The organism is Anaeropeptidivorans aminofermentans (assembly GCF_940670685.1).
Classification (GTDB): Bacteria; Bacillota; Clostridia; order Lachnospirales; family UBA5962; genus Anaeropeptidivorans; species Anaeropeptidivorans aminofermentans.
In genome coordinates this window covers 1-17,771 of the sequence record NZ_OW711693.1, presented here as the reverse complement: position 1 = coordinate 17,771, position 17,771 = coordinate 1, and the positions used below count along the sequence as shown (strand labels likewise).

Sequence of the window (17,771 nt, the reverse complement as noted above, 5' to 3'; positions counted from 1 at the left end):
AGAGTTACCAGGGCATGTCCTTTTTAAAAAGTAGAATAAAGGCTTCATTCTTATCAATAATTTTTACACCTATAATTTTAGCAGCCTGAATACACAATAAACGACTTTAAAACATTGTCTAATAAGTAATATATATATAATACATTTTAACCTTTATAAAATCAAGAATTATACTAAAAAAACGGCATATTTATCAGACTCGCAAGTTTAGTAAGAACATTATTCAAAATAAAATCAAGCAGCAGATAAAGACAGCCCATAATACATGCAACATTTAATATCATGGCATGATGGGGCCTTTTATCCGGATCTATAAAAGCCTCTATTACAATTTGTAAAACGGCTATAAGAAATATTCTGCCTAAAAGGAGCAAAAACTCATTCATAATAAACATCCTTAAACTATATATAATTGATTCATCAACCGATATTTATACAATATATGAATTAAATGATAATTTTAGAAAAGACTTTATTTTTTAATGAATTTATATGATAATTAAAGAGATACTATAAACAAAGTTAAACGGGGTCCGTTTTTGTTTATGAAAGCATTTTGTGGGGAAATATATTGATAGAATCTTTGGCTTTCTTATAAAAGCACAGATAAAGCTTAAGGATTGCTTGCTTCATATGATTGCCTTAAAAGTAAAATTCTATAAAACATATTTTAAACTAAGGACTTTGTATTTTTCATTCAGGAAATAAAATTAAATCATCTGCATACCAAACCTAAGGGATTAAACTTGATAATTCCTTCAGAAAATATTGAACCTTTGACTTGAAACTTTAAAGCTTAAAACTCAATATAATAAAGCTTCTACCCTATAAATATCTACAGGTTGATTTTAAATATACGAGGAGGGAATATATGAAAAAGAGAAATAAGATTGTCTTAGGATTGTCCCTCGGGGCTATCGTCCCAGCAGCAGTTAATTATTTACTGTTTAAGGCTTTTGAAGGCCCTGTTGAATCTAAATACAGGCAATACTACCACAGCTTTAAATACGGAAAAATAAGATATATCAAAAAGGGAAAGGGCGAGCCTATTCTTCTGATACATTCTGCCGGTCCCGGCGGAAGCCTTGAAGAATGGATGAAAATAATAGAGCCTTTGTCAAAGCATTACAGAGTGTATGCTCTTGACCTTTTAGGCCATGGCAACAGCGATTGTCCGGCTCTTTCTTATTCCTCCTATTTATATGCTGAAATGATAAACGACTTTGTGGAAAATGTCATAAAAGAAAAAGCCAATATAGTTGCTTCTTCTGAAAGCTGTATGTTTGCCGTTGCTGCCAACAGCTTAAAACCCCATTGGATAAAGAAGCTTATTCTCTTATCCCCGGGAGGGATGAATGCAACAGCCAAGCCATACAAAAAGGCTACCATTATCCTTGGAAAATTAATGAATATCCCCCATATCGGAACAACACTCTATAATATAATGTACTCAAGGCCTTTTATGTCCTATTTCATCAGAAGGCATTGTTTTTATGATCCTTTAAACGCAGGCTTCGGGCTGATTAATAAATATTATCTCTTTGCCCATAACAAAGGCCCTGCAGGAAGATATCCCGTAAGTGATATGCTTTCCGGCCATTTTGACCTGAATATATATCATAAGCTTAAAAATATAGACATTCCCGTAAAAATAATATGGGGGGAAGAAAACGAAATCAACCCTGTAAATAATATATATGACACCATCAGAGAAAATCCTTCCATAAAAATAGCAATTATAGAAAGAACAAGAATGCTTCCCCAAAGAGAAAGTCCCATGGAATTTATTAAGGAATGCAGAAGCTTTATAGAAAATCAATAATTTTATTCAGAGGAATATTGTTAGATTTTTAGAGATTATTGGGCATAAGAAATATTATAGTCAAGGCATTTATTCCGAAGTGAATAAAGCAAAACAAGATTAAGGCAGTAATTTCATAAAGAGGCTAATATAAAAACACCATATTTAAGCCCTTCAAAATATGGCGTTTTTGTTGCTGAATCAATTTGATTTACTATACTCGGATTGAGACGGGTATACTTATTAAAATTAAAAGCTTACAGTAAAACCAAATTACTGTAAGCTTTTTTTATAATCATTCTATAATCATACCGATGGCTTGGCTTCCCATTTGCACCCATGCTTCAATAAAATCTCTTTTAGGTGCGGATTTTTTAAGGCCATAGGGGTCGTTAAAATAAATATAATTTTCATCATATCCCGTCACAAGAACGGAATGCTCTTTATAGGTTATTTTTATTTCTCCGTCTTCCGTAAGCCATGTTTCAAAGCTGGATTCAGGAAGATAGCTGTAGCTTGTGTTTATAATCACCCATATAGGCTGGGAATTGTTAAGAGAATAATATAAATCGGAAAAATCACACCCGGTATAATTAAGGCCCTTATCCGTATACTCTGAAAGAAGCTCAAATATAGGCTCATTATAAACCCCAAGGCCGTGATTTCTGAAATTATAAATATCCCCAACAAAGCCCCTATGGGGATTGCCGGAATATTTAATGCCGTTTTTTATGCTGTATTCATTGGGGTTTTTATGGATTTTTTCTGCAAGCTCCATTTTATCTGCCGTTATTCCGTTATAATTTAAAAGCATTGCAAGGCTTGTTACTTCGCAGCCTCTTGCAAGCTCAGGAAGCTGCTTTATCATCGGTGCTTCTATGAAAACACCCCCAGGCTTTTCCCCTTGGTCTTCCCAGATAATGGTATCTGTCTTTTTATATATTATTATAGAGCCTTTATTTGAAGAAGCAAACTGAAGGGCGGCGGAAAAATTAGCAAACTCCGATTCTGTATTACCTATGATTACGGAAAAGTCAGGATAATTGCTCCATATAATATGGCCTTCCTTATTTTCTTTGATTATGGCCCTTTTCTTTTCCTCGGCATATTTCACTGCGTCAAAAAAATTATCAAAGCTTTCTCTTAAATTGTCATTTATGTATACGGAATAAAGCCCTTCCCCTTTTTCTGTTTTATCAAAGGTCGCGTCAATTTCCAAGGATAAGTGTGGATTATCTTCTTTGTTAAAATAACTATCTAAAAGATTATAGAGGCTGAATAGATATACTCCGCAGGCTATACAGAGAATAAGTATCAAAAGCGCAAGGAATTTTTTCATTTTTTCTCCAGGATTTCTTTTATTGTGGGGCTATTTTACGAAAACTTACAAAAATATAGCAAATTTCTTATAAAATAGTAACAAAAACCTATTCATTAGAGACTCAAAAATACGGATTTCCTTCAGAAACGGTACATTTTGCGTCTTCATGAATATACGGTTTTGTTAGAGTTTAACGCTAAATTTACTATAACCGATGCATTATCAAAGCAAATTACGGCATTAAAATATATTGCATTTCGTCAAATTCTTTTTCAAGGTCCTTTGCATAATATTTATCGTATTTTACAAATTCAAAGCCGCATTTTTCTATAACTCTTTTTGACTGTATATTTTCTACGAAATGGCATATGGTAAGAGCTTCAAGGCCTAATTCACTAAAGCAATAATTGATTACGGCCTTTACAGCCTCCGCCATCAGGCCCTTTCCCCAAAATTTTTTTGAAAGCACATAGCCTATTTCCTTTGAATTCAGATGCGCATATTTTTCGTCTTTCGAAGTCCATGAACCATGGATCCCCAAAGAGCCAATTACCTTATTATTTTCTTTATATTGAACGGCAAAAGTGCTCTTACCCTCAATAAAAAGCTTTAAAATTTCCTCAGATTTATCTATAGATTCATGATGCTTCCAGCCAGCCATTTCTCCAACCCCGGGAACAGAGGCATATTCATAAAAATCCTGTAAATCCTCTTTACACCAAGGGCGAAGTATCAGCCTTTCGGTCTCAATGAATGCATTAGAAATGTCTATTTCCACAGTATGACCTCCTATTAAATGCCCTATGGCAAATATAGTAAACTTCTTATAAAGAAGTAAAAACCATCCGCTATTGAATCAAAAGCGCAGATTTCCCCAGGAAACGGCATATGTTTGATTCAAAATCAAGCTACGGCTTTCTTACTGTTTAACCCTAATTTGTTATAAGTTTATTGCCATAGAAAAACGCCTATTGAAAAATAAATTATCGGCTTATTTTTCAATTAGGTTTCATTTATATTCTACAACAAATACCCGTATTTATCAAACATAGCAGAAAAAAATCGAAACCTGTAAGATATTACCTTCTATGATATTCTATATGACATTTAATATGTATTATATGATACTCGAATATTATTTAAAATATTTTAAAAAATACTTACACTTATCATTATGTTTTGATATGATACATTCAATATCATATAAGATACAATAAAATTATAAAGGAGGTGTCGATATGAACTACGAAAGCATTATATTAGAATTATTGAGCCGTATAAAGAATCTTGAAAACAGATGCGATGCAATGGAAAGCAAAATAGAAGAACTGGAAGCCCAACGGGAGGATGAATTAAACGGCCAATCCCCTTATTCTCCAAATACAAATCAAAGGCAGAAAATGACGGAAGAAATGATTGACGCCTGCTATGAATGCGGAAAGGCTGTGTTTTCTGAAAATGCTATAGAATTCAATCAGGAAATCGACAGGCTTTCAAGAGAAACAGGTGTGAACCGCAATTCCGCAATCATGTATGTATACGCCGTAAAAAACATGCTGAACGGAGAAATATATAAACGCGCCATAAGCATTCAGGCAACGGAAAAATATCTTACCCACATATTAAAAGACTTCGGCAAAAACGGACTTAGAAAAGCAGTTCAGGCAGTAAAAGCCCACATTGAATACCGCAAAAACTTCGGTCATACGGTAGACGGCCTTGAAAGAATATGTAATGAATATGAAATGAAGTTATAGATAAATAGATCATATGAAATTTATTGGGGTCATATAGTTATTCCCTAAGGATATCCTTCTCTATAACTATTGAATTTAATTCTATGGGATAATGAATGGCTGTTTTTCGAATGTTATTGTTATTAACATTATTTATAGAGAGTAACTTCTGGGCCAAGGCCCTATATTGCCCTTATGATTTTTAAAATTAATTTTATTAGGCTATAAAAAATCGTTTTTCAGATGCTTTTGTACTGCAATAATATTTTATACTGGAAATATCAACAGCATGAGTATATTAATCTTACAGTAAATTTAAAGTTAAACAGTAATAAAAATTGTATATTTTGAATGGCTTAAACATAGCGATTCTATATGTTTAAGCTGTTTATGAAAAATAGACTTTTATTCCATCCTTCTGTGAAATTTACTATACCATAAGGGCTACAGTAAATTTAAAGTTAAACAGTAACAAAACCGTATATTCGCGAGGGTTCAAAAATGTACCGCTTTGGAAGGAAATCCGTGTTTTTATACTATGCGAACTTAGAAAAGAATGCCGGCGCAAGCCTGCAAATCTTTTTTAAGTGAGCGTTTTCTTATGGTTATCAAACTTGTTTTTTGTTTGGTAACGATGAATCCCTAGTAAATCGGTTCTTGTTACTTCTTTATAAAAAGGTTACTATAATGGCCTATAGAATATAAAAAGGGACGATATCCTATCGCCCCTTAATTAATATAAATATTTTATTGTTCAATCCCACATTCTTCTCCGCATTCTTCCTCATAGGAAAGCTGTTCTTCGGAGATTTTTGCCATGGAAATAACCTTCTCGTCTTCGTTCAGGTTTATGAGCTTAACTCCCTGGGTAACCCTTCCCAAGGTTGAAATATCGGAAGCTCTAAGCCTTATGATAACCCCTGAGCTATTGATAAGCATGACTTCTTCTGTATCCTTAACAAGGCTTATACCTGTAAGAGGGCCTGTTCTGTCGGTTATTTTATATACCCTTAGGCCTTTTCCGCCTCTTTTTTGGATAGCAAAGGCATCGATGTCTGTACGCTTTCCAAAGCCCAGCTCGGAAACGAATAAAAGCTCATAGCCTTCTTTGAGAACATTGGCACCTACCGCGTAATCATTTTTATTAAGCTTGATTCCTCTTACGCCGGCAGCGGTACGGCCCATAGGCCTTACATCATTTTCATTAAATGCGATGCCAAGACCGTTTCTTGTGCATATGAAAATATTATTGTCACCGGAGGTATTCAAAACGGCTATCAGCTCGTCATCTTCCCTGATGGTAAGAGCTCTGAGACCGGATTTGTTAATTCTTGAAAATTCCGTTATAGAGGTTCTCTTTAATATACCTTTTTTCGTTATCATGGTAAGGTAGCTGCCTTCTGCAAATTCCTGAATAGGAATTACCGCCGCTATCTTTTCCCCGCCTTCAAGGCTCAGAAGGTTTACGATGGCGGTTCCTTTGGCGGTTCTGCCGGCCTCGGGGATTTCATAGCCTTTATTCACATAGACCTTGCCTTTATTTGTGAAATAAAGAAGGTTTGAATGGGTATTGGTTATGAAAAGGTCCTTAACGATGTCTTCGTCCCGCATCTGCATGCCCATAATGCCCCTGCCGCCTCTGTTCTGGCTCTTATAGGTGCATAAAGGAAGCCTTTTAATATAATCCATGTAGGTCATGGTAATAACGCTCATTTCGTCGTTAATCAAGTCTTCAAAATCAATTTCGCCGGGGTCAAGAACAATAGCAGTGCGTCTTTCATCGTTATACTTTGCTTTTACGACTAAAAGCTCCTCTTTAATCAAGCCGTAAAGAAGGCTTTCGTTTTCAAGTATTGCTGTAAGCTCTTCTATAAGGGCTCTAAGCTCTTCATATTCTTTTTCAAGCCTTTCCCTTTCAAGACCTGTAAGCTGCCTTAAACGCATTTCTACGATGGCCTGAGCCTGCTCAAAGGTAAAGCCGTAGGTTTCCATCAAACGCTCTCTTGCCTGAGGGCCGTCTTTTGAGGCTCTGATAAGGGCGATAATTTCATCGATGAAATCCAATGCCTTTAAAAGGCCTTCTAAAATATGGCTTCTTTTAAGAGCCTTGTCCAAATCAAATTGCGTACGCCTTCTTACGACGTCCTTTTGATGGTCTAAATAATGCTCCAATATCTGCAGAAGGTTCAAAACCTTAGGCTGATTATTCACAAGGGCAAGCATATTAAAGTTAAAAGAGTCCTGCAAGGGCGTATATTTATAAAGATTATTGAGAACAACGTTTGAATTTGCGTCTCTCTTTAAATCTATAATAATTTTTATTCCGTTTCTGTTGGAGGTATCCCTGATGTCACTGATGCCCTCTAATTTCTTTTCCTTCACTAAATCGGCTATTTTTTTAACTATCGTAGATTTATTGGCCTGAAAAGGGATAGAAGTAACAACGATTCTATCTCTTGAATTATCAATAGGCTCTATGGAAACGTCGGAGCGTACAATAATCCTGCCTCTTCCTGTCATATAGGCCTGGCGAATGCCGTTTACGCCTAAAATCGTAGCGCCTAAAGGAAAATCGGGGCCTTTGACGATATTTAAAAGCTCTTCTACCTCGGTTTTTCTGTTTTCATTAATGTGATTGTCAATGATTTTTATAACGCCGTCGATGGTTTCCCCTAAGTTATGGGGAGGAATGTTTGTAGCCATCCCTACGGCAATACCAGAAGTACCGTTTACCAAAAGATTTGGAAACCTTGAAGGAAGCACCACAGGCTCTTTATTCTCTTCATCATAGGTAGGGATAAAATCAACGGTGTTCTTATCAATATCCGAAATCATTTCCATGGAAATACGGCTTAATTTTGCTTCCGTATAACGGGCGGCGGCGGCGGAGTCACCGTCGATGGAACCAAAGTTTCCGTGGCCGTCTACGAGAGGATACCGCATGGAAAACCCCTGAGCCAAACGCACCATAGCATCATAGATAGAAGAATCACCGTGGGGGTGATACTTACCCATGGTATCGCCGACGATACGGGCAGATTTCTTATAAGCGCTTGAAGGGCTTAAATTAAGCTCATTCATGGCATATAAAATTCTCCTGTGAACCGGCTTCAAACCGTCTCTTACGTCGGGCAATGCCCTTGAAGCAATAACGCTCATGGCATAGGAAAGGAAAGAATCCTTCATTTCCGATTCCAAAACCACAGGCTTTATATTTTGTTCCTTGTTCATATTATTTTCGTCCATTTATATTTCTCTCCTTGGGGACAGCCTAAAGGCCTTGTCCCGGAATTAAAGCTATAATAAAATAGGTTTTTCTGTTTAATTTGTATACCTGAATAAGTATGAAACAGCAGTATTGTCAATTTGTCTTTTTCTTATTTTAAGCCATCTTTCACTTTAGAATAAAAGCAAATTGACTATAAAATACTTGTTTTTGATGCCCCTAAAATATAAGGGCCGATATCTGTAAGCAGGTATCTTTAAGAATCCTCTTACATTTACCTGCTGTTTCTTTATATCTGCACTTTAGGCATACCAGGCAGGATAATAGCTTACTTCTTTAAGTACCGCAGGCTTATTCACTTAGGCGGAATTCATTTCCGCCTAAGTGTTAAAGTAAGTCTTGACTGAAGCCTGCTTCAATCGACTTTTTATATATCCAGATTCTTTACCATTTGGGCATATTCATTAATGAAATCACGCCTTGCGTCTACCTTGTCCCCCATAAGCTGGGTAAATATTTCGTCTGCCAATACGGCGTCTTCCATATTTACCTGAAGCAGTATTCTTCTTTCAGGGTCCATGGTGGTGTCCCAAAGCTGAACAGGGTCCATTTCACCGAGACCTTTATAGCGCTGGATAGGCTTTATGCCGTCTCTGCCGATTTCATTTAATATTTTTTCAAGGCCGTCTTCATCGTAAACGTAATATTCCTTATTGCCCTTTTCAACCCTGAAAAGAGGGGGCTGGGCAATATAAACATGCCCCTCTTCTATCAAAGGCTTCATAAACCTGTAAAAGAAGGTCAAAAGAAGGGTTCTGATATGGGCGCCGTCAACGTCGGCATCGGTCATGATGACAATTTTATGGTATCTTAATTTATTAATATCAAAGTCTTCATGAATCCCTGTGCCGAAGGCAGTAATCATGGCCTTTATTTCTTCGTTTCCGAGAATTTTATCAAGCCTTGCCTTTTCAACGTTTAATATTTTTCCTCTAAGGGGAAGGATTGCCTGAACGTCCGGATCTCTTGCGTCCTTTGCGCTTCCGCCGGCGGAATCTCCCTCAACAAGGAAAATTTCGCATTTTTCAGGATTATTTTCGTTGCAGTCCATAAGCTTTCCGGGCATTCTTCCGTTATCCAGGACGGACTTTCTTCGTACAAGCTCTCTGGCCTTTTTGGCGGCGTCTCTTGCCCTTGATGCAAGGACGGATTTTTCAACAATTCTTTTGCCTATGGAAGGATTTTCTTCAAGAAAATACTCTAAATATTCGCAGATAACCGATTCAACGGCCCCTTTTGCTTCGGAATTGCCAAGCTTGCTCTTTGTCTGGCCCTCAAACTGGGGATTTTCTACTTTTATGGAGATAACGGCAGTGAGGCCTTCTCTTACGTCGTCACCGGATAAATTGGCTTCGTTTTCCTTCAGAAGATTGTATTTTCTGGCGTAATTATTGATTGTCTTTGTAAGACCGGAACGAAAGCCCGCTAAATGGGTTCCGCCGTCCATGGTATTGATATTGTTTACATAAGTGTAAACGCTTTCATGGTATTCATCGCTGTATTGAAGGGCCATCTCAACCATGACCTTGTCTTTCAGGGCTTCGGCATAGAAGACTTCTTCAAAAACAGGGGTTTTATTGCGGTTAATATACTGAACGTATTCCTTAATTCCGCCTTCATGATGAAAGGTTCTTTCTTTGGGCTCTTCTCCTCTTAAATCGATAAGGTTTATTTTAAGGCCCTTTGTAAGAAACGCCGTTTCCTGCATATGCTGCTTTAAAGTATCGAAGGAATATTCAAGCTCTTCAAAGATTTCGCTGTCGGGCTTGAAATGAATCAAGCTTCCTCTTTTATCTGTATCGCCTGCGCATTCAAGCTTTGTTTTAACATCTCCTCTTTCGTAGAGCTGTTCATAGACCTTTCCTTCGTGGAAGATGCTTACCTTAAGCCATTCGCTTAAAGCGTTTACAACGGAAGCACCAACCCCGTGGAGCCCGCCGGAAACCTTATATCCGCCGCCGCCGAACTTTCCGCCGGCGTGAAGCACGGTAAAAACAACCTCAACGGCAGGAATCCCTCTTTGAGGGTGAATGCCGATGGGAATACCCCTTCCGTTATCTAAAACGGAAACGCTGTTATCTTCATGTATCGTAACCGTGACCTCGTCGCAAAAGCCCCCAAGGGCCTCGTCTACGGCATTGTCTACGATTTCGTAAACCAGATGGTGAAGGCCTCTTGCAGAGGTGCTGCCGATATACATTCCCGGCCTTTTGCGAACAGCCGACAGCCCTTCAAGTATTTGAATTTGATTTTCGTCATATTCAGGTGTCATTGAATAACTCTCCTTAGCATAAAAAAATACATAAAAAACAAAACTATAGTAAATTTAAAGTTAAACAGCAGCAAAGCCGTATATTCTCACAGGTTCAAAAATGCGCTTTAAAAGACATAAAGCAAATCGCCTTTGTGAAACTGCCTTTATTTGATTTATATATTAAAAGCCTTATGGCCTATTATGGTATAAAGGCAATTTCATTATGTTTCCAAAGGAAATCCGTGTTTTTGAGCCTGATGGAAACAGGCTTTTGCTGCTTCTTTATATGAAATTTACTATACAGCAAATCCATACCGGAAATTACCGTATATAAAACATTAAGCCTAAATAAGCTTAAGAGCTTCATTTCTTTAAAGGCTTTTACCTCCCCTTTGTCAGGGCTTATCTTAAAGATTCTATTGCTTTAAGAAACAAATGAACCTTTAAGGCAGGTAAGCTTATTTCCAAGCCTTTTTTTAAGAGACGCCGTGGAAATAGGTGAAAGATAAAGGGTGAAATGCTGCCTGCTGCCTTCTGAATAAGCAATGACGGCAGATTTTTGCGAATCGTTTGAAATTTTTTCTATGGTATAGTTTTTTATTGTTTCACCGTCATAAAGGCTCTGATCTAAAATCTGAACGTCTACAATTGATATAATTCTCTTTACCGAAATTTCAATTTCACCGCCGATATGAAGGTACAAATAAACCACTCCGTATTATAAAATTAAAAGACAAAAATATAAATTTAAAGGAATCCGTAAGTATTCAAATTTTCATAGAAAATCCGCTTGTTTTATATGAAAATTCATATAAAACACTATATATAAGTATACCACAAAATACTGTATTTCAAAAGCTTTTTAGCATAGAAAGAGCCTTAAAATTAGGTTTTTAGCTATATTAAGGCCTGCAATTATTGTGTTTGAAAATATATGACAAAATATGTCATTAAATATACTCTAAAAAACAAAAAGAACTCTTTTAAAAGAGTTCTTTTTATTTCAAAAAGTATTTGTAAAACCGGCTTTTTACTTTTTATCGAATCGACTGCTCAAGGCTGTCAAATTCAGGACAGGAGAAAAACTCTCCCAGTGTAATGCCAAACCCGTCACATATGATTTTTATGGTTTCTAGTTTATAATTTCGACCTTTTCCATAAAGAATACTATGGATAGATGATGAAGAAAGTCCAGATACATTTATTAGTTCTTTAACAGTTATATTCTTTTTATCACATAAAGTAAAAATACGATTTCTTATTGCAGAAATAGTATCCAAAAAATCACCCTCAAACTATTTTTTATTTAATAAGCCTTTAATCTAATTATACTTTATAAAATAAAATATATTGATTTTTATGCAATAAACGCATAAAGAATAATGAGGCTAATTAAAATAAAAATAATTTATATCATGGGAAATTAAAATACCTTTACTTTATAGACTGTTCAAGATTATCAAATTCAGGAGATGAAAAGAACTCCCCAAGAGTAATACCTAAGCCATCGCATATAATCTTTATGGTTTCTATTTTAGGATTTTTGCTTTTTCCGTAAAGAATACTTTTTAGAGAGGACGGCGAAAGGCCTGATATATTCGCGAGCTTATTTATAGTTATGTTATTTTTTTCACAAAGCACAAGTATACGATTTCTTACAGCAGAAACAGTATCCAAAAAATCACCACCTTTAAAGTCAAGATTATAATAAAGACATTGAAATTATAGGCGATACATGATACTATTAGGCTATGCATAGCCTATAAAAAGGTGGTATACTTATGAAAAATTATAAATCCATGTATTTTGAACTTCTTTTATCTCAGCTTGAAGCAATAGAAAAATTAGAGGAAATAACAGAATCACTTATAAAGGCACACAAAGATGCCGAAGAATTATATATGAGCATAAATGAGAAGGATTCAAAAATAATGATTTTAAGAGATGAGTATCATGGAGCAAAAAATCAAACAAGATGAAATTCGTATAAAGTAAATTTATTATAAAGAAGTAACAAAAGCCTATTCCCAGCAAACTCAAAAACACGGATTTCCTTCGGAAACGGTACATTTTTGAGTTTGCTGGGAATATACGGCTTTGTTACTGTTTAACTTTAAATTTACTTTAGGCGAAAATGTAAGAAGGTTAAGGCTTGAAAAGAAAATAGGACAGACGGAGCTTGTAAAAATGCTCCAGCTTGCCGGCATTGAAATGACAAGGGAAAGCCTCGTAAAAATTGAAAGAGGGATACAGCATCTGAAAGCCTCTCAGCTGAAGGGCATCAAAGAGGCCTTAAACACAACTTATGATGAGCTTTTAAAATAATTATGCCGGTGCTTTGCAACACTCTACTATAATTAGCGTAACAAAAATCGTATATTTTAAAGGGCTTAAAATAGCAATTCTATATTTTAAGCCGTTTATGAAAAATAGGTTTTTGTTCCTGCCTTAATCTTGTTTTGCTTTAAATACTTTAAAGCTAAATCCAATCCTTATTTCCCCTTTTCTGTAATCATGCCGTTTTCCACATTAAATATTTTTATATTTTCAATGGAGCTTACCTTTGAAAGCACGTCCTCTACCCCTGTGCAGGTAATGAGGGTCTGAATATCCGAAAGCCTTGAGAGAAGAAAAAACTGCCTTCCGCTGTCAAGCTCCGATAAAACATCGTCAAGAAGAAGAACAGGTGTAATGCCTGTTTTATTTTTAATCAGCTCAATTTCCGCAAGCTTCGCACATAAGGAGACGCTCCGCTGCTGGCCTTGAGAGCCGAAGTTTCTGGCTTCGGTGCCGTCTATTAAAAAAGAGATGTCATCTTTATGAATGCCGTAAGAGGTGCTTCCGCCATAGATGTCTTTTTCAAGACTTCTTTCAAGCCTTTGCTTAAATGTTTCGGGGGTGATGTTGGGCTTATACAGAATTTCAAGCTTTTCTTTCGCTTCCGTAATGTCTGAATAAATTCCCGATGAAATTTTATTGATATCCGATGTAAATTCCATACGGTGATTGTATATTTTTATTCCGTGGCTTATAATCTGCTCGTCCCATATGAATATGGTGTCTTTTAAAGATTTGTCCTTGGAGATTTCCTTTAAAAAATTGTTCCTTTGGCGCAGGGCCTTGTAATAGCTTTGCAGCTCGTAATAATAGACATTGCTTAACTGGCAGATTTCCATATCCATGAACTTTCTTCTTTCGGAAGGGCCGCTTTTTACAAGCTGCAAATCCTCAGGAGAGAACATTACAATAAGAAGCCTGCCGAATAAATCCCCAAGCTTCCTTAAAGCAACGCCGTTTACGGCGATTCCCTTCTTCAAATCCCTTCTGAGATAAACGCTTATTTTATCCTTTATTCCGTTGCTGACGGAAGAAAGATTAATAAAGGCCTCGTTTTCTTTGAAGTTTATGATTTCTTTATCAGAGGCTGTCCGATGGCTTCTGCCGGTTGCGCAGATATAAATTGCTTCAAGGAAATTAGTCTTTCCTTGGGCATTGTTTCCGTAAAGAATATTAATCCCTTCGGAAAGGCCGATGTTAAGCTCTTTTAAATTCCTGACATTTTTTAATGAAACTGAAGAAACAAGCATTGAAGCTCCTTAATATACAGTAAATTTCACAGAAGGAAGCAATAAAAATCTATTTTTCATAAACGGCTTAACCATACGATTTTTATTCCTGTTTCATTTGAAATTTACTATACTCGAATTAAAGTAAAATAATAGGGTCGTAAATTTACTTTTCCTTGATTTGATACCTTTTCTGAGCCCATTTCTTACTACAGAAGAAAAGTAAATTTACTATACTTGATTAAATATGAAACCGTATGATTGTTAATTTGCTTTTCTCTTATTTTAAACCGTCTCAATCCAAATATTCACTTGGAAATAAAAGCAAATTAACTATATTGTGTAATTATATGAATATTTTACGGGGCGATAAGGCCTAACCCCTATCGCCCCTGCAATTTCTTTTAAACTAAACTATAAATCCCTTTGGAAAAGCAATTCGTATTATAATCACTTTAACAAAAAGAAATTTTACTCAGAAAACTTTTACGGCATAATAACAAAGCTAGGCTTCTTCACTACTTTAGCATTACATGGCCGGACTTTTAACTTTTCCAATTCTTTTCCGGCAAAGTGCAGAAAAATGAAGGCTTTAAGTTTTTCATCAGAAGAATAATAAAAGACTTAACTTTCCCTCACAGTAAAATTACTGAAATAGAATTTTCGCAGTATATTTTACTCCGTTTTTATAAAAAATTCCTCATTGTTATAAAGGGCATAAACTTCTGTTCCCGGGTATATCTTTTTTCCTCTTTCAAGGACAGTCTCCCCGTTCACCTTTACATTGCCTTCTTTAATCAAATATTTAGCCTCTGAGCCTTGGCTTACTACATTGGCATACTTTAGAAGCTCCCCAAGCTTAATGTATTCAGAATCGATTTTAACGCTTATTTTATCCATATGCTCCTCTATGATTTAAGACGTAAGGGAAGAATTAAATATTTATAATTATGGGGCTCCTGCCCTACAATAGTACAGGGGCTTAAAGAGGTCGTAAATTTAATGTTTATGTATTCGTCGTCTATGGCCTTTAAAGCGTCTATTAAATATCTGGGGTTAAAGGCGATTTCTAAATTGCTTCCTTCTGTAACGGTAGCGATTTCGTCGTAGCTTGTGCCCATTTCCGTATTTGAAGTAATGATAAGCACATCCCCTTCCACTTGAAGCTTAACGGGGTTTTTCTTAATATCCTTTGATATTAAAGAGGCCCTTTCAAGGCTCATAATAAACTGCTGGCGGTGTATTTTAACGCTTGTAGTGTGGTCGTCTGTAAAAATCTGCCTGTATTTAAGGAATTCTCCTTCCAAAAGCCTTGAAACCACGGTGCATTCCTTAGTTTCAAATAAAACATGCTTGTCCGTAAAATATAATGAGATGATTGCTTCCTCGTCGGCAGGGATTATTTTTGATATTTCATTTAATGTTTTTGAAGGAATTACCGCGGTTTTATCAGGGCATTTCTCTTCAAAAGGAGAAATTCTGTAAGCAACTCTAAAACCGTCTACAGCAACCATATTGAGGATACCGTTTTCTATTTCAAAAAGCTCTCCCGTAAGAACAGGCTTGCTCTCATCTAAGGATACGGCAAATATGGTCTCTCTGATCATGCTTCTTAATACGCTTGATTTTATTTTGTATTCGTCGGACTTTTCAACCTTGGGTATTTTAGGGAATTCATCACCGTATTGGCCTAGAATTTTAAACTCCGTCTTCTTGCAGTTTATCATGGTAATATTGTTTTCATTTGAATATAAGGAAACATCCTCGCCGTCGGGAAGCCTTCTTATTATCTCGGAAAACATTCTGGCTTCAAGAGCGATTACGCCCTTTTCAACTACGGTAGCAGGAATATAAGCTGTTTCTATACCCATTTCCAAATCGTTTGCCATAAGTTTAAGGCCGTTATCATCGGCAGTTAAAAGAATGCATTCAAGAATAGGCAGCGTCGTCCTTTGAGTAACGGCCTTGGAAACGATATTGATGTTTTCCATTAAGCGATCTTTTGAACAAATAATTCTCATTTCGTACCTCCCGAAAAAAATCAACAGAAAATTTTATGAACAGTTCTTATTATATATATATATTATTTTCAGTAGCAGTAGTAGTAGGGGCTGTAGATATGTTGATAAGTCCTTTGGCCCTTCAAAAAGAAAGAAAAATTTAAAATTAAAACCCTGTGGAAAAATAGAATATAAAAGCTTTGTTATAGACAGAATCCACAGGTCAAAATCTCCAAGAGGCTTATCCACAAAATATCCACAGGAAAATCACAGGGATATAAACAAAAACAGTGGATAAAACCAACAGGAAAAATTTAAAACAGATTTTGTGGATAAGTCTATATGTGGATAATTATAGGCAAGGGAAAAAAGTCCATAAAAAATAAAAAACACTGTATAATTTATCCACAAAGGAATTCACAAAAAGAAATATCCCTTTCGGCCTATTGATAGCTGTTTAAATGAAAGATTAATCCACAATGAGCTTTTCTATTTCCACGACGGTGTTTCTGATTTGGTTGTCGTTTTCAATAAGGTCGGTTATTTTATCGCAGCCGTGAATGATTGTAGAATGGTCTCTTCCGCCGAAGAGCTCCCCTATTTTGGGAAGGCTTATATCAATAAGCTTTCTCGATAAATACATGGCTATCTGCCTTGGGTATGTAATGTTTTGGGTTCTTTTTTTGCTTTTTATTTCCTCAGGGGTTATTTTGAAATAATCTGCAACCACCTGCTGAATATATTCTACGGTTATTTCCGGCTTTTCATTGTTGATGATAATGTCTTTCAGGGCCATTTCCGCAAGCTCCTGAGTAATGGGGCTTCCGCTTAAAGTGGCATAGGCAGAAACCTTATTTAATGCCCCTTCAAGGTCCCTGATGTTTGAAACGATGTTTTTTGCGATGAATTTCGTTACGTCCTTGGGTATTTTTATATTGTCCTGCTCTGCTTTTTTCTCAAGAATGGCCGTTCTTGTTTCAAAATCCGGCAATGTAATATCTACGATAACCCCCCAGCTGAACCTTGAACGAAGCCTGTCCTCAAGGGTTCTAAGCTCTTTTGGCGGCTGGTCGGAGCTTATAACAATCTGCTTATTGGCATTATAAAGGGTATTAAAGGTATGGAAAAATTCCTCCTGAGTACCCTCCTTGTCCGATAAAAACTGAATGTCGTCTATTAAAAGAACGTCAATTTCCCTGTATTTATTGCGAAATTCCTGATTTTTGTTCTGTCGGATAGAGTTAATCAGCTCATTCATAAAGGTTTCCGTGGAACAGTATAAAACCTTGGTGCTTGGGTCCATATCCAGCACAAAATTCCCTATGGAATGCATAAGGTGAGTTTTTCCGAGGCCAACGCCTCCGTATAAAAACAAAGGATTATAGGTCTTACCCGGAGAGTTTGAAACGGCTACAGCTGTGGCATAGGCAAGCTCATTGGATTTTCCTTTTACGAAATTTTCAAATCTGTATTTGGGAATGAGGTTGGAGCCGTATTCATTTATGGTTTTTGAAGGCTTCATGCTTGTATCGTGGCTTTCTTCGGAAAGGTCTTCTCTTACAACGATTTTTACCTCGGCATCAGCGCCTGCAACGGCCTTTACAACCTTTAAAATATCTGTAAAATATCGGCCCTGTATGGTGGTTTTATAGAAATTTTCCGTTGTGAGAAGATAGAAGCAGCCGTCCTTAATATAAAGGGGCTGAAGCGTTCTTACGTAGGTGTTGTAAGCAACGTCTGTAAGCTTGTTTTTAAGAATGTACAAGGCCTCTTCCCAGGCTTTTTCAATGGGTATATTCATAGGCAT

Annotated in this window: 16 protein-coding genes; 4 read left to right on the top strand and 12 right to left on the bottom strand. The window is 36.4% G+C overall.

Going from position 1 to position 17,771, the window contains the following annotated elements:
• Positions 1 to 173: 173 nt before the first annotated feature.
• Positions 174 to 386 (bottom strand): hypothetical protein, encoded by a 213-nt coding sequence (locus NBX03_RS00080; RefSeq protein WP_250228742.1) that lies wholly within the window; start codon positions 384 to 386, stop codon positions 174 to 176.
• Between the two features lie 485 nt (positions 387 to 871).
• On the opposite strand from NBX03_RS00080, the gene NBX03_RS00075 reads away from it, so the two are divergent.
• Positions 872 to 1,822 (top strand): alpha/beta fold hydrolase, encoded by a 951-nt coding sequence (locus NBX03_RS00075; RefSeq protein ID WP_250228741.1) that lies wholly within the window; start codon positions 872 to 874, stop codon positions 1,820 to 1,822.
• Positions 1,823 to 2,096: 274 nt separating this feature from the next.
• Here NBX03_RS00075 and NBX03_RS00070 read toward each other — a convergent pair whose 3' ends face one another.
• Positions 2,097 to 3,140, bottom strand: coding sequence for a C39 family peptidase (locus tag NBX03_RS00070; RefSeq protein ID WP_250228740.1), 1,044 nt, complete (start codon positions 3,138 to 3,140; stop codon positions 2,097 to 2,099).
• A 214-nt stretch (positions 3,141 to 3,354) separates the two neighbouring features.
• Positions 3,355 to 3,900, bottom strand: coding sequence for a GNAT family N-acetyltransferase (locus NBX03_RS00065; protein ID WP_250228739.1), 546 nt, complete (start codon positions 3,898 to 3,900; stop codon positions 3,355 to 3,357).
• 460 nt (positions 3,901 to 4,360) lie between these two features.
• Here NBX03_RS00065 and NBX03_RS00060 point away from each other — a divergent pair, with 460 nt between their 5' ends.
• Positions 4,361 to 4,879, top strand: coding sequence for a hypothetical protein (locus NBX03_RS00060; RefSeq protein WP_250228738.1), 519 nt, complete (start codon positions 4,361 to 4,363; stop codon positions 4,877 to 4,879).
• A gap of 726 nt (positions 4,880 to 5,605) precedes the next feature.
• On the opposite strand, the gene gyrA is transcribed toward NBX03_RS00060, so the two are convergent.
• The 5 genes from gyrA to NBX03_RS00035 all read right to left on the bottom strand — a co-directional run bounded on the left by gyrA (position 5,606) and on the right by NBX03_RS00035 (position 12,075).
• Entirely contained in the window at positions 5,606 to 8,104 is a 2,499-nt protein-coding gene (gyrA, locus tag NBX03_RS00055; RefSeq protein ID WP_250228737.1) for a DNA gyrase subunit A, read from the bottom strand.
• 407 nt (positions 8,105 to 8,511) lie between these two features.
• Complete coding sequence (gene gyrB, locus NBX03_RS00050) at positions 8,512 to 10,416, bottom strand: DNA topoisomerase (ATP-hydrolyzing) subunit B (protein WP_250228736.1); 1,905 nt, start codon at positions 10,414 to 10,416, stop codon at positions 8,512 to 8,514.
• Positions 10,417 to 10,822: 406 nt separating this feature from the next.
• Complete coding sequence (gene remB, locus NBX03_RS00045; protein WP_250228735.1) at positions 10,823 to 11,101, bottom strand: extracellular matrix regulator RemB; 279 nt, start codon at positions 11,099 to 11,101, stop codon at positions 10,823 to 10,825.
• A 334-nt stretch (positions 11,102 to 11,435) separates the two neighbouring features.
• Positions 11,436 to 11,678, bottom strand: a complete 243-nt coding sequence (locus tag NBX03_RS00040) for a helix-turn-helix domain-containing protein (RefSeq protein WP_250228734.1) — start codon at positions 11,676 to 11,678, stop codon at positions 11,436 to 11,438.
• Positions 11,679 to 11,832: 154 nt separating this feature from the next.
• Positions 11,833 to 12,075 (bottom strand): helix-turn-helix domain-containing protein, encoded by a 243-nt coding sequence (locus NBX03_RS00035; protein WP_250228733.1) that lies wholly within the window; start codon positions 12,073 to 12,075, stop codon positions 11,833 to 11,835.
• A gap of 104 nt (positions 12,076 to 12,179) precedes the next feature.
• Here NBX03_RS00035 and NBX03_RS00030 point away from each other — a divergent pair, with 104 nt between their 5' ends.
• On the top strand, positions 12,180 to 12,377 hold the full coding sequence (locus tag NBX03_RS00030) for a hypothetical protein (RefSeq protein ID WP_250228732.1): 198 nt from the start codon (positions 12,180 to 12,182) through the stop codon (positions 12,375 to 12,377).
• 118 nt (positions 12,378 to 12,495) lie between these two features.
• Positions 12,496 to 12,723, top strand: a complete 228-nt coding sequence (locus NBX03_RS00025) for a helix-turn-helix domain-containing protein (protein WP_250228731.1) — start codon at positions 12,496 to 12,498, stop codon at positions 12,721 to 12,723.
• Between the two features lie 167 nt (positions 12,724 to 12,890).
• On the opposite strand, the gene recF is transcribed toward NBX03_RS00025, so the two are convergent.
• The 4 genes from recF to dnaA all read right to left on the bottom strand — a co-directional run bounded on the left by recF (position 12,891) and on the right by dnaA (position 17,771).
• Entirely contained in the window at positions 12,891 to 13,985 is a 1,095-nt protein-coding gene (gene recF, locus NBX03_RS00020; protein WP_250228730.1) for a DNA replication/repair protein RecF, read from the bottom strand.
• Between the two features lie 654 nt (positions 13,986 to 14,639).
• Positions 14,640 to 14,864 carry an RNA-binding S4 domain-containing protein gene (locus NBX03_RS00015; protein WP_250228729.1) on the bottom strand — a complete coding sequence of 75 codons (225 nt, stop codon included), beginning with the start codon at positions 14,862 to 14,864 and terminating at the stop codon, positions 14,640 to 14,642.
• Between the two features lie 8 nt (positions 14,865 to 14,872).
• Positions 14,873 to 15,985 carry a DNA polymerase III subunit beta gene (dnaN, locus tag NBX03_RS00010; protein ID WP_250228728.1) on the bottom strand — a complete coding sequence of 371 codons (1,113 nt, stop codon included), beginning with the start codon at positions 15,983 to 15,985 and terminating at the stop codon, positions 14,873 to 14,875.
• Positions 15,986 to 16,433: 448 nt separating this feature from the next.
• Complete coding sequence (gene dnaA, locus NBX03_RS00005; protein WP_330638430.1) at positions 16,434 to 17,771, bottom strand: chromosomal replication initiator protein DnaA; 1,338 nt, start codon at positions 17,769 to 17,771, stop codon at positions 16,434 to 16,436.